This is a genomic window from Neisseria sp. P0008.S010, assembly GCF_051962715.1.
Classification (GTDB): domain Bacteria; phylum Pseudomonadota; class Gammaproteobacteria; order Burkholderiales; family Neisseriaceae; genus Neisseria; species Neisseria elongata.
Genome location: NZ_JBQCVA010000004.1, coordinates 1 through 12,906, shown reverse-complemented (window position 1 = coordinate 12,906; position 12,906 = coordinate 1). Strand labels below are relative to the sequence as shown.

Sequence of the window (12,906 nt, the reverse complement as noted above, 5' to 3'; positions counted from 1 at the left end):
CTTTTATGAACAAACCACTGCGTATCTTAGGCATAGACCCCGGCAGCCGCATCACCGGCTTCGGCATCATCGACGTGGTCGGGCGCGAACATTTTTACGTTGCCTCCGGCTGCATCAAAACCATACCCGGCGACGAATTGGCCGGACGCATCGGCATCATCGTCGAAAACATCGGCGAAATCATCGCCTGCTACAAACCGCAGCAGGCGGCGGTGGAGCAGGTGTTCGTCAATGTGAACCCCGCCGCCACCCTGATGCTGGGGCAGGCGCGCGGGGCGGCGGTGGCGGCCTTGGTGATGCGCGGCCTGCCGGTATACGAATACACCGCCCTGCAGGTCAAACAGGCAGTGGTCGGGCAGGGCAAGGCGGCCAAGGAGCAGGTTCAGGATATGGTGGTGAGGATGCTGGGGCTGTCGGGCACGCCGCAGGCCGATGCCGCCGACGGGCTGGCCGTCGCCCTGACTCACGCCCTGCGCAATCAGGGTTTGGCCGCGCGCCTGAACCCCGACGGCTTGCAGGTGAAGCGCGGCCGTTTCCAATAATTCAGGCCGCGCCGACAGGCAGATAAAGGCCGTCTGAAAGCCGGGAAAACGGTTTTCAGACGGCCTCAAAACCAGCCTTTTGTCCGATGCCGCCCTTTATATTTACCGTGCCTTAAGCAAAGTGATGATTTCCTGTTGGGCGGCAATTTCCCTGTCTTTCTGGGCGATGATTTCTTCTTGGTGGCGGACGGTCATTTTCAGTTTTTCAAGTTCGATGCGGCTTGAAGCATCAGAGCCGTAATAATTGGCACTGGTTTGATCGTGGGTTCCGTTTAAAAAGAAGAAAACGTTTTTATCGTTGTCGCTGACCAAATCCGACAGGTTGATGTTGAATATTTGTGCGATCTGATTGAGTTTTTCCAAATACAGTTTGGTTTCGCCGCGTTCGATTTTGGCATAGCCGTTATGGGATATGCCCAGTTTTTCCGCCATTTTTTCCTGCGTCCAATTCCGTACTTCGCGCATCATGCGGATTTTTTCGTTCACGTTCATTTATTGTTTCCTCATACGGTTAATCATACCTATAAAACGGCGTTTTTCTGCCCGGACCGTTGCTGGTTCGCCGGTCATCCTAATGAGATAATGCCGACTTTAACACTATTTCATTTTTGGCCTGCCGGTTGCAAAGAGCATTAAATCAATCGTTTTCAATGCGGGGCGGCCGGGATACTTTAGGGAGTAGACAATGAAAGCACTAAAATCATCCGTATCCGTACTGTCCTTGCTGTTGCTTTGCAGTTGCGCCGAGTTGCCGCCCGCCCCTGTGGAAATCAATGTGAGACCTGCGCAAATCTGTAAGGATTACCGCGATAACGAGGTAAGGGCAGAGGCAATGTATCTCGGTAAAACGATAACGGTCAAGGGCAAGGCGAGAGGCATAGTCAAGGCGGAAAGCCCACTCTCTCACGGCGGTGTCAGTCTGGAAGTCGGCGGGGCTGTTATTTTTTACTCCGCTTCACAAGATTCGGAACTGTATGATATTCAGAAAGGGAAAACTTATACGGTTAGGGGGGAAATCTTCACTATCACCGACTATCAACTATCTTCTGATGACCCTTGCCATATTGGTTTGAGGCAGGGTGCCACATTATTTAAATAGTCCCGTAGCCGGATATTATTTTGCGGGCAAGTCCGGATATTGTCTGATAGGCCGTCTGAAAATGTTTTCAGACGGCCTTAACAGTATGCGGTTCTGCCGTTTTTCAGATATCCGCGCTGTCTAAAACTTCCAGTATTTCATCGCCGAATTTGTCGATTTTGGCTTCGCCCAGGCCGTAGATGCTGCGCAGGCTGTCCAAGCCGCGCGGCATTTTTTCGACGATGTCGCGCAGGGTTTTGTCGCCGCAGACCATGTAGGCGGGGATTTCCTCCGCCCGCGCCCTTTCCTGCCGCCATTTCCGCAATGCCTGCCACAGCCTTTCTTCGCGTTCGGTGCGCAGCCATTCTTCCTTCGGTTTCTGTCCGGCGGTTTTGTCGCGCTTGAGCGGGCGCAGCATGACGGTGCGGCGGTTTTTCAGCACGTCGCGCGCCGCTTCGGTCAGCAGCAGGCGGTGGTGGTGTTGGGAATCGACTTGCAGCAGGCCGAGGCCTATGCTTTGGCGGACGACGGCGCGCCAGTCTTTGTCGGTCAGGTCGGCGCCGATGCCGAAGGTGGAGAGTTCCTGATGGCGGTTGTCCCGTATCCAATCGTCGGCTTTGCCGCGCAGGACGTTGATGACGTAGCCGGCGGCGAAGCATTGGCCGACGCGGTAGATGCAGCTGAGGAGTTTTTGCACCAGCAGCGTGCCGTCGAAGCGGACGGGCGGGTGCAGGCAGTTGTCGCAGTGGCCGCAGGGTCCGGAGTGTTCGCCGAAGTGGCGCAGCAGCATGACGCGGCGGCATTCGGCGGTTTCGCATACCGCCAGCATGGCGTCGAGTTTTTGCAGTTCGATGTTTTTTTGGAATTCGCCGCTTTGGCCTTCGAGGATGCGTTCGCGCAGGATGACCCAGTCGTTGAGACCGTAGCACAGCCAGCTGACGGCGGGCAGGCCGTCCCGTCCGGCGCGGCCGCTTTCCTGATAGAAGTGTTCGATGCTCTGCGGCATGTCAAGGTGGGCGACGAAGCGGACGTCGGGTTTGTCTATGCCCATGCCGAAGGCGACGGTGGCGACGACGATGAGGCCGTCTTCGTGGGTGAAGCGGTATTGCGCGGCTTCGCGCTGCTGCATGGTCATGCCGGCGTGGTAGGCCACGGCATCCAGGCCGTTTTCGCATAAGAAGGCAGCGGTGTCGTCCACTTTTTTGCGGCTCAGGCAGTAGACGATGCCGCTTTGCCCGCCCATTTGCCCTTGGATAAACTGCAAAAGCTGTTTTTTGCCGTTGTTTTTTTCCACAACCTGATAATAGATGTTCGGGCGGTCGAAGCTGGCGACGAATTCGGGCGAGTTTTCCAGTTTGAGGTAGTGTTTGATGTCGGCGCGGGTTTCCGCGTCGGCGGTTGCGGTCAGGGCGATGCGGGGGACTTGCGGGTAGCGGTCGGCCAACAGCCCGAGCTGGCGGTATTCGGGACGGAAGTCGTGCCCCCATTGGCTGACGCAGTGTGCTTCGTCGATGGCGAATAGGCTGACGGCGGTGTGGTCGAGGAAACGCAGGAAACGTTCGCTTACCAGCCGTTCGGGCGAAACGTAGAGCAGTTTCAGACGGCCTGCGGCGATGTCGTCGGCGATTTGGCGCACGTCGTCGGGCGGCGTGCCGCCGTGTACCGCCGCGCAATGCACGCCTGCCGCGCGCAGGTTGGCCACTTGGTCGTTCATCAGCGCGATCAGCGGCGACACCACCACCGCCACGCCGCCGCGCATCAGGGCGGGAATCTGGTAACACAGCGATTTGCCCCCGCCCGTCGGCATCAGCACCAGCAGGCTTTTGCCGCCCGCCAGCGTTTCGACGATTTCCGCCTGCCGCCCGCGAAACGAGGGGTAGCCGAACACGTCGTTCAGTATTTCAAGCGCGGACGGGGCGGTCATGGCGGAGTTTCCGTTATCCGTTATAATGGGCGCGTTATTGTAAAGGCCGTCTGAAAGGATAGCAAATGAACACAAAACACCTCCTTCGTCCCGCCGCGCTGCTCCTGCCGCTGGTTATCTTGGCCGGCTGTCCGAGCGTCGGCAACGTGCCGCAGGCCGGCGGCGACTGGCACAACATGGGCGAAGCCAACAACGGCAACTTCATGCTGGCGGTAGATAAAAACAGCATCAAGCGCGACGGCCAGCTCGTTACCTTCCGCGACCGCAAAATCGTCGTCGATATGCAGGAAGAACGCTTTATCAATGTGCCGCCTTACAAAACCGCCATCAACAACTGGGAAATCCACTGCGGCAACAAAACCTTCCGCCTGACGGCCTCCACCCTCTACGACGATACGGGCAAAATCATCTCCGACGAGAAATACACCGCCGTCGATATCCGCCCGATGGCCATTCCGCCCAACTCCCTCACCGAAGAGCAGCGCAAAATCGTCTGCGCGCACTAAACAGGAAACGACGACATGAAAAAACGGATCACCTTATTTTTATTGGCCGCCGCCCTGCCCATGGCCGCCAGCGGCAACAGCGACGAATTGATGAGTGCGCAGGCCGCCTTCCGGCAGGCACTTGCCGCGCAAAATTCCACCGATGCCGGTCTGACATACCTCCAGCAGCGGCTCGAAGACGCACAGCGGCGCAAAGCTTCGGCCGAAGCCGACATTCAGGCCTACTCGCAAAAACTGGCCGAAGCGCAACAGCAGAAAGCCGCCAACGACTCCGCCCTGAAACAGGCGGGCGAACGGTTGAACGCCGCCTGGCAGGCCGTGCACGGCAGCCGTTAAACCTTCGTTGGAAGGCCGTCTGAAAACCGCGTTCCGCCGACAGGACGGCAATCGGCGTATTTGCCGTACCGCCGGTATCCGAACCGTGAGGCCGTCTGAAAGCAAATGTTTCCCGCAAAGGAAGCAGACTTTCAGACGGCCTTGCCCGTTCCTGCTATAATCCGTGCGGCATACGGGTCGGACAGACAGTCGCCGCGTACCGCCGCAAGGCGTATGGGGAGGAAAGTCCGGGCTCCGCAGGGCGGAATGCCGGCTAACGGCCGGGCGCGGCAACGCGACGGAAAGTGGAACAGAGAGCAGAACCGCCGATGGCCGTCTGAAAAGGCGGCACAGGTAAGGGTGAAAAGGTGCGGTAAGAGCGCACCGTGCACCTGGCAACAGGGCGCAGCAGGCCAAACCCCATTCGGAGCAAGACCAAACAGAACGCAACGACGCTGCCCGCCGAGCGTTCGGGTAGGTTGCTGGAGCGCGTCAGCAATGGCGCGCCTAGAGGAATGACTGTCCGACGACAGAACCCGGCTTACCGTCCGACCCGTATGCCCCACCACCCAACCCTACAAACGGAGCAAACATGGAACTCGTCTTTATCCGTCACGGCCAAAGCGAATGGAACGCCAAAAACCTCTTTACCGGCTGGCGCGACGTCAAACTGAGCGAACAAGGCATAGCCGAAGCGCAGGCCGCGGGCCGCAAACTGAAAGAAAAAGGCTACCTGTTCGACATCGCCTTCACATCCGTCCTCACCCGCGCCATCAAAACCTGCAACATCGTTTTGGAAGAGTCCGACCAACTCTTCGTGCCGCAAATCAAAACCTGGCGGCTGAACGAACGCCACTACGGCCAACTGCAAGGGCTGGACAAAAAACAGACCGGCGAAAAATATGGTGACGAACAAGTCCACATCTGGCGGCGCAGCTACGACACCCTGCCGCCGCTGCTCGACCCGAAAGACCCGTTTTCCGCGCACAACGACCGCCGTTACGCGCACCTGCCCGCCGATGTCGTTCCCGACGGCGAAAACCTGAAAGTCACGCTCGAACGCGTACTGCCTTTCTGGGAAGACAAAATCGCCCCCGCCATCCTCAACGGCAAACGCGTACTGGTGGCCGCCCACGGCAACAGCCTGCGTGCCCTGGTGAAACACATCGAGGGCATTTCTGACGACGACATCATGGGCGTGGAAATCCCCACCGGCCAGCCGCTGGTGTATCAGTTAGATGACAACTTAAAAGTCTTGGACAAATTCTACCTGTAACGCTGCGGGCGAATCCGGACAATACAAAAAGGCCGTCTGAAAAAATATTTCAGACGGCCTTTTCGACACTTCATTTCTGTAAACGATTTCTGTAAACGGCATCAGCCGCCCATAAACCAGAATTTCAACGCCCACAATACGGCAACTATCCACACCATAGGCGGCACGTCTTTGACGCGGTTGCATAAAAGTTTAATCACGGCATAGCTGATGAAACCGAAAGCGATGCCGTCGGCAATCGAATAGGTGAACGGCATGAACACGATGGTCAGGAAAGCGGGAGCGGCTTCGGTCATATCGTCCCAGTCGATTTCACGCGCGCTGCGCAGCATTTGCGCACCGACGTAGAGCAGCGCGGGCGCGGTGGCGAAACCGGGGATGCTCTGCACCAGCGGCGAGAAAATCAGACACGCCAGCATCAATACGCCGACGGTTACGGCGGTCAGCCCCGTGCGGCCGCCTGCAGACACGCCCGCCGCGCTTTCGACATACGGCGTGGTTGAAGACGTACCCAAAGCGGCGCCGGCGACGATGGCAGTCGAGTCGGCGAACAGGGCGCGCTTCAGGCGGGGCAGTTTGCCGTCTTCCAGCAGGCCCGCGCGGTGGGAAACGCCGACCAGCGTGCCGGTGGAGTCAAACAAATCGACCAGGAAAAAGACGAAAATCACGCTGACCATGCTGAGTTTAAAGAGGCCGGTAAAATCCATCTGCATGAACGTCGGCGCAATGCTCGGAATTTCGCCGATCACGCCTTTAAACTCGCTCAAGCCCAGCAGGGTGGAAATAGCGGTAATCGTCAGAATGGTCAGGATAATCGCCCCTTTGACGCGGAAATGCCCCAAAGCCACCACCATAGCGAAGCCTGCCAGCACCAAAAGCGCGGCAGGTTGGTGGATGTCGCCCAACTTCACTAAAGTCGCGTCGCTGGCGACGATGATGCCGGAACCTTTGAGCGCAATCAGCGACAGAAACAGACCGATACCGGCGGCAATCGACATTTTCAAACCCATAGGCAGCGCGTTCACCAACATTTCGCGCACTTTGAAAAAGCTGAATAAAATAAAAATGATGCCAGAAACGAATACTGCGCCCAAAGCCACCTGCCAGGGCACGCCCATGCCTTTGACGACGGCGAAAGTAAAGTAGGCGTTCAAACCCATGCCCGGCGCGAGCGCAATCGGGTAATTGCCGACGAAGCCCATCACGAAGCAGCCGATGGCGGAAGCGATGCAGGTGGCGACGAATACCGCGCCCATGTCCATGCCCGTTTCGCCGAGAATCAGCGGATTGACGATGATGATGTAACACATGGCGAGGAAGGTGGTCAGCCCCGCCGTCAGCTCCGTGCGCACATTCGTGCCGGCGGCGGACAGGCCGAACAGGCGGTCAAACAGATTGAGAGTTTGTTTATCCATGATTGAAATGTGAAGTTAAGTAAAGCAGGCATTATACCCGAATTGTCTACAAATCAGGCCGTCTGAAAACAGGAAAAATTTTTTCAGACGGCCTCTCCCGCGTTTTCCAGCATCAGGACAAACTGCGCCAATTCCTGCGGCAATTCGGCCTTCAAGTGCAGCGGTTCGCCTGTCAGCGGGTGGTCGAGGTGCAGCTCGGCGGCGTGCAGGAACATCCGTTTCAAACCGAGTTTCTGGAGGCGTTTGTTGGCTTGGTAGTCGCCGTAGCGTTCGTCGCCGGCGATGGGGCATTGCTGCGATTGGAGGTGGACGCGGATTTGGTGGGTGCGCCCCGTTTTCAGGGTAGCTTCGACCAAGGTCAGGTGCGAGAGGCCGGCTTGGTGCAGGAGGCCGTCTGAAAAACGGTTCAACACGCGGAAAACGGTATGCGCGGACTGCCCGTCTTCGCTGACGCGCACCATTTTTTCGCCTTGCGCGCCGGTGTATTTGAACAGGGGCAGTTTGACGTGAAAGCTGTCGTTCGGCAGTTTGCCCACGCCTAGCGCGAGGTAGATTTTTTTGGGGTGGTCGTTGCGGATGGCTTCGTGCAGTTTGACGAGCGCGCTGCGTTTTTTGGCGATCATCAAGAGGCCGCTGGTGTCTTTGTCGAGGCGGTGGACGAGTTCGAGATAACGGGCTTCGGGGCGGGCGCGGCGGATTTGTTCGATGACGCCGAAGCTCACGCCGCTGCCGCCGTGGACGGCGGTGCCGGAGGGTTTGTTAATCACCAGCAGCGCGTCGTCTTCGTAAACGATGTCGAATTCGCGCGCGGGTGCGGCTTGGGTGCGGTTTTCAGACAGCCTCTGCTTTTCGGCGGTGCGTACGGGCGGGATGCGGAGCAGGTCGCCCGCCTGAATGCGGCTGTCGGGCTTGCAGCGTTTTTTGTTCAGGCGCACTTCTCCGGCGCGGATAATGCGGTGGATGTGGCTTTTGGGTACGCCTTTGAGGATTTTTATCAGATAGTTGTCAAGGCGTTGGCCTGCCGCCTCGTCATCGATGCGGAAGAAACTTGCGGAGTCTTTGCTTATCGGCTGCATTTTCTCTATAATCTGCGCGTTTTGTCCCCTGTGGGACAAAGCATATTGAAAAAAGAGATTCTATATTAAAAACGTACTCTGCAAAGCATTTCCTTCCGTCTGCGAAAGCCCGCGGCGGAAGACCGTAATCAAGTTTGAATGGAACTGCCGAACCGTTTTGGCATAAGACGACAGGGCTTTTGCCGCGCCGCACAAAACAGACCACAACAGGCAAACGATAATAAGAAGATGTCGGCTGTCATTTTTTAAGCCCGAGAGTGTCCGCCTCAAAAGCGCACGCGGGTGCCGCCGGAAAACTCCGGCGTATGTTCTTTAATACCTTCTTTATCCGCTTAACCGACCGCACATGACCGCCTGACGCGGCATGCAGTATTGCGGTGTGAAATTCGAAAACTGATTACACGCTTCGTGAGTGCTAACGGGGTGTCCGGGGCCGTCTGAAAGGCCGCCGTCCGCCCGAGAGGTTATCATGAAACGTATGTTGTTTAACGCCACGCAGGCAGAAGAACTGCGCGTGGCCATTGTGGACGGGCAAAACCTGCTCGACCTCGACATTGAAACGCTGGGCAAAGAACAGCGCAAAGGCAATATCTACAAAGGTGTCATCACCCGCATCGAGCCGTCGCTGGAGGCGTGTTTCGTCGATTACGGAACCGACCGGCACGGCTTTTTGCCGTTTAAGGAAGTATCCCGCTCCTATTTCCAGGACTACGAAGGCGGCCGCGCCCGCATTCAGGAAGTGCTCAAAGAAGGCATGCAGGTCATCGTCCAAGTGGAAAAAGACGAACGCGGCAACAAAGGCGCGGCACTGACCACCTTCATCAGCCTGGCCGGACGCTACTTGGTATTGATGCCGAACAACCCGCGCGGCGGCGGAGTGTCCCGTCGTATCGAAGGCGAGGATCGGCAGGAGCTGAAAGACGCGATGGCCGAGCTGGATGTCCCCGCCGGCATGAGCCTGATTGCCCGCACCGCCGGCATTGGCCGCAGCGTGGAAGAATTGCAATGGGATTTCGACTACCTGCTGAAACTTTGGCGCGCCATCGAAGAAGCCGGCGAAGCCCATCGCGAACCCTACCTGCTTTTCATGGAAAGCTCGCTGCTCATCCGCGCCATCCGCGACTATTTCCGTCCCGACATCGGCGAAATTTTGGTGGATAACGAAGAAGTCTATGCGGAAATTTCCGAGTTCATGTCGTATGTGATGCCGAACAACGTAGGCCGTCTGAAACTCTATCAAGACCATACGCCGCTGTTCTCCCGTTTCCAAATCGAACACCAAATTGAAAGCGCGTTTTCACGCAGCGTCAGCCTGCCTTCCGGCGGCGCGATTGTGATTGACCACACCGAAGCCCTGGTTTCCATCGACGTCAACTCCGCCCGTGCCACCCGCGGCACGGACATCGAAGACACCGCCTTCAAAACCAATATGGAAGCCGCAGAAGAAGTCGCCCGCCAAATGCGCCTGCGCGACTTGGGCGGTTTGGTCGTCATCGACTTCATCGACATGGAAAACCCCAAGCATCAGCGCGATGTTGAAAACGTCCTGCGCGACGCGCTCAAAAAAGACCGCGCCCGCGTGCAAATGGGCAAACTTTCTCGCTTCGGCCTCTTGGAATTAAGCCGCCAACGCCTGAAACCCGCCTTGGGCGAAAGCAGCCACGTCGCCTGCCCGCGCTGCGCCGGCACCGGTGTCATCCGCGGCATCGAATCGACCGCCCTGCACGTTTTGCGCATCATTCAAGAAGAAGCGATGAAAGACAACACCGGCGAAGTGCATGCCCAAGTGCCCGTCGATGTCGCTACCTTCCTGCTGAACGAAAAACGTGCCGAGCTGTTTGCGATGGAAGAGCGTTTGGACGTCAATGTCGTCCTGATTCCGAATATCCATCTGGAAAATCCGCACTACGAAATCAACCGCATCCGCAGCGACGATGTGGAAGAAGACGGTGCGCCGAGCTACAAACGCGTCGCCGAGCCCGAAGCGGATGACAACGCCAAACCTTTCGGCAACGAGCGTGTCAAAGCCGCCCGTCCCGAACCGGCCGTTAAAGGCGTCAAACACAACCAGCCGGCTCCCGTTGTGGCTGAACGCCCGGCCGGTTGGTGGGACAAATTCAAAGCCTGGTTCAAAGGCCTGTTCGGCGGCGGCACGATGGAGCAGCCGCAGGAAGAAAGCCGCAAACAATCCTCAGGCAATTCCCGCCATTCCTCATCCCGCAGGCGCGGTAACCGGCGCGGTGCCGGCAGAAGCGCGGGCGGGGAAATGCGGAACAATGCCTCTCGCAGCGATGCGGCGGATGGGGAAGAAACCAAAACCGACAACGCCAAAACCGACAGCCGCCGCAGCAACGGCCGACGCGGTACGGACAGCCGCAACGCGGAAGGCCGCAACGGCAACCGCCGCCGCAACGACCCGGCCGCAGCCGTTCCAATGGCCGAACAGGCGGAAAAACGCGCACCGGCGGAAGAAACCGTTATTGCCGCACCTGTTGCCGCTCTGCCCGAAGTTCAAACGGAAAAACGCGAAAGCCGCGATAACCGCCGCCGCGAACGCAACCCGAAACGCAACGAAGCCGCAGAAACCTCCGCGGTTGAAACCGTGGCCGCTGCGGCAGCCGAACAGCCTGCCGTTGCCGAACCCGCAGAGAAAAAACGCGGCGGACGCAATCAGGAGCGGGGCGGCCGCAATCCGCGCGACCGCAACGGCAACCGCCGCAGCGACAAGAAACGCAACATTCCGTCAGCCGCCAAAATCGAGCAGTATCTGATGATTGACGAGGCTGCAGACAAAGTCCTTGCCGCTGTCGCGCACGTTTTTGGCGAAACCCGTCCGGCAGACAGTCAGCCGCAAACCGGCCATGATAAACCGCTGATCATCACACTGCCTGCCTTGCCGCAGGATGAGGCGGAAGAAACCGTTTCCATTATGGTGCAGCCCGCAAACGCCGAAGCGGACATGGTTGCCGACAGCAGTGCCAAAGTGCTTGCCGCCGTGGCGCAGATTATGGATACGGCCGAAACCGTGCCTTCTGCGGAAACCGAAACCGCCGAACCTGTCGGAGAAGCCGTGCCGGTTGGGCAGCCTGCCGAGCCCGTTGCCGTGGAAGCCGAACCGTCGGCCGTGCCGGCTCCCGCTGTTGCGGCTGCCGCAATTGAACCGTCCGCGCCGTCCGGCCTGATATTGGTTCAAACCCGTCCGGAAGCCTTGGCCGCCGCCGTTGCCGCCGTTCAACCCGAACAGCCGCAGGGCAAACGCCGCGCAGACTTGCCGAAACCCGTTGAAAGCGAAACGGCTGCCGCACCACTGGAACAGGTGGAAACCCGCCGCGTTTAGCCATATGCCGTAAGTGCAGGCCGTCTGAAAACAGGTTTCGTGTTTTCAGACGGCCTGTTTCCGTTTCAGCCTTTCGGTTTATGTTTTTAAATTGCAGTCCGAAAAAACTGAATGACGGCGCGGAGGTGCCGTTTCAGACGGCCTCTTTCCCTCCGCGGCGATTTTGCCGCCTCGTCCGACGGATAAAACGGGAAAACGCGGCTTGCCGGATATTCCGTTATACAATCAGTTCTATATTTTCAGACGGCCTTTGCCGCAGGCCGAGGCCGGCCGATTCAACTAAAAGGAGTTCCGTATGACCCTGATCTTCAATTCCGACGGTTTTCCCGTTTATTTCGAACAAGCCCCGACCATCATGGTTCGCGACCCGCTGGCCGAATTCCTCGGTGCAGCCGAACACGGCCTGATGACTTACCGTTACGTTGATGCCGTGCGGCTGGCCGGGCATTCCTGCCCCACGGTGGCCGGTGCGTACCTGATGGTTTGCCGGGGCTTGAAGGCATTGTATGGCGACGATGTGCCCGAACGCGGCGGTATCGAGGTTCGGATGCGCGACGGACGGGACGAAGGTACGACCGGCGTTGTCGCCTCTGTCGCCACCCTGCTGACCGGTGCGGCCGCCGAGCAAGGCTTCGGCGGCATCGGGATGAACCGCCGTTTTGCTCGCCGCGACCTGTTGGCTTTCAACGGCAACATCGACGGCACGCTCGCCCTGCGCCGACGCGATACAGGTGCGACGGCGGAAATCGACTATCACGCCCAACGCGTCCCGTTTGCCCCGCAGATGGCCGAAGTGATGCCCAAAGCCGTGTCGGGCACGGCCACGGACGAAGAGTTACGGCTGTTTAAAGAGCTTTGGCAGGAACGCACCCGCGCCATTTTGGTCGATCATGCAGACGATGACGGGTTGATTGAAATCCGTTTGAAATAAGGTTCGTCCGCCAAACGGCATCATGCCGCCAAAGAAAAACGCCCGGAAGGTTTGCGGGCGTTTTTCTTTGCGGGAGGAAGTGGGTTTTCAGCGCGGCCGGGCGGGCGGAAGTATTCATGTTTCGCATCAATTCGTTCCGTTGTTTTCAGACGGCCTTATCTGTAGAAATCCCTAGCGTTGTTTACAGTATTTCCAGGAGAATACTGTAACATGAACATGCACAAAAACACCCGCCTCACCCCGCACCACCGCCAAGCCATTTGGACAGCCTACACCCAAGAGAAGGAAAGCGTAAGCTCATTGGTACGGCGTTACCAAGTCAGCCGCGTCACCATCTATCGCGCACTTAAGGCCGCAAGGGCCAAGCTGCTCAAACCCCAAACCAGCACCAACAACCGTTTCAAACAGGCAAAGTACGGAATGAAACGCCTGGCCAAGGTAGAACGCAGCATTCAGGAAAAACTCAAAAAGCAGGCCAAACGCTACAACAAGTCCTATCCCGGCGA

11 protein-coding genes, 1 other RNA gene and 1 pseudogene are annotated in these 12,906 nt (G+C 57.9%); 9 read left to right on the top strand and 4 right to left on the bottom strand.

What is annotated here, in order from left to right; genetic code table 11:
* The first annotated feature begins 5 nt into the window (after positions 1–5).
* On the top strand, positions 6–542 hold the full coding sequence (gene ruvC, locus ACTHSL_RS02235) for a crossover junction endodeoxyribonuclease RuvC (protein ID WP_003769346.1): 537 nt from the start codon (positions 6–8) through the stop codon (positions 540–542).
* A gap of 102 nt (positions 543–644) precedes the next feature.
* Here ruvC and ACTHSL_RS02230 read toward each other — a convergent pair whose 3' ends face one another.
* Positions 645–1,034, bottom strand: a complete 390-nt coding sequence (locus ACTHSL_RS02230; protein ID WP_440380175.1) for a helix-turn-helix domain-containing protein — start codon at positions 1,032–1,034, stop codon at positions 645–647.
* A gap of 193 nt (positions 1,035–1,227) precedes the next feature.
* Between ACTHSL_RS02230 and ACTHSL_RS02225 the strand changes: the two genes are divergently transcribed.
* Positions 1,228–1,641, top strand: a complete 414-nt coding sequence (locus tag ACTHSL_RS02225) for an OB-fold protein (protein ID WP_440380174.1) — start codon at positions 1,228–1,230, stop codon at positions 1,639–1,641.
* A gap of 103 nt (positions 1,642–1,744) precedes the next feature.
* Here ACTHSL_RS02225 and recQ read toward each other — a convergent pair whose 3' ends face one another.
* Positions 1,745–3,544, bottom strand: a complete 1,800-nt coding sequence (gene recQ, locus ACTHSL_RS02220) for a DNA helicase RecQ (RefSeq protein ID WP_440380173.1) — start codon at positions 3,542–3,544, stop codon at positions 1,745–1,747.
* Positions 3,545–3,609: 65 nt separating this feature from the next.
* On the opposite strand from recQ, the gene ACTHSL_RS02215 reads away from it, so the two are divergent.
* The 4 genes from ACTHSL_RS02215 (at position 3,610) to ACTHSL_RS02200 (ending at position 5,641) form a co-directional block, all read left to right on the top strand.
* Positions 3,610–4,050: a surface-adhesin E family protein gene (locus ACTHSL_RS02215; RefSeq protein WP_107885398.1), complete on the top strand. Its 441-nt coding sequence runs from the start codon at positions 3,610–3,612 to the stop codon at positions 4,048–4,050.
* 15 nt (positions 4,051–4,065) lie between these two features.
* A complete protein-coding gene (locus tag ACTHSL_RS02210; protein ID WP_440380172.1) occupies positions 4,066–4,386 on the top strand; it encodes a hypothetical protein in 321 nt (106 codons plus the stop codon).
* Positions 4,387–4,559: 173 nt separating this feature from the next.
* An RNA gene (gene rnpB, locus ACTHSL_RS02205) (RNase P RNA component class A) lies at positions 4,560–4,925 on the top strand.
* Positions 4,926–4,957: 32 nt separating this feature from the next.
* Entirely contained in the window at positions 4,958–5,641 is a 684-nt protein-coding gene (locus ACTHSL_RS02200; protein ID WP_440380171.1) for a 2,3-diphosphoglycerate-dependent phosphoglycerate mutase, read from the top strand.
* 101 nt (positions 5,642–5,742) lie between these two features.
* On the opposite strand, the gene ACTHSL_RS02195 is transcribed toward ACTHSL_RS02200, so the two are convergent.
* Positions 5,743–7,056: an NCS2 family permease gene (locus ACTHSL_RS02195; RefSeq protein ID WP_440380170.1), complete on the bottom strand. Its 1,314-nt coding sequence runs from the start codon at positions 7,054–7,056 to the stop codon at positions 5,743–5,745.
* 83 nt (positions 7,057–7,139) lie between these two features.
* Positions 7,140–8,132 carry an RluA family pseudouridine synthase gene (locus tag ACTHSL_RS02190; protein WP_440380169.1) on the bottom strand — a complete coding sequence of 331 codons (993 nt, stop codon included), beginning with the start codon at positions 8,130–8,132 and terminating at the stop codon, positions 7,140–7,142.
* Positions 8,133–8,601: 469 nt separating this feature from the next.
* Between ACTHSL_RS02190 and ACTHSL_RS02185 the strand changes: the two genes are divergently transcribed.
* From ACTHSL_RS02185 to ACTHSL_RS02175, 3 genes and pseudogenes are all read left to right on the top strand, one after another.
* Positions 8,602–11,469, top strand: a complete 2,868-nt coding sequence (locus tag ACTHSL_RS02185; protein ID WP_440380168.1) for an Rne/Rng family ribonuclease — start codon at positions 8,602–8,604, stop codon at positions 11,467–11,469.
* A 295-nt stretch (positions 11,470–11,764) separates the two neighbouring features.
* The gene (locus tag ACTHSL_RS02180; RefSeq protein WP_440380167.1) at positions 11,765–12,400 is read left to right on the top strand and encodes a hypothetical protein; all 636 of its coding nucleotides are present in this window, start codon (positions 11,765–11,767) and stop codon (positions 12,398–12,400) included.
* Positions 12,401–12,610: 210 nt separating this feature from the next.
* Positions 12,611–12,906, top strand: a pseudogene (locus tag ACTHSL_RS02175) (IS481 family transposase); the annotation flags it as partial.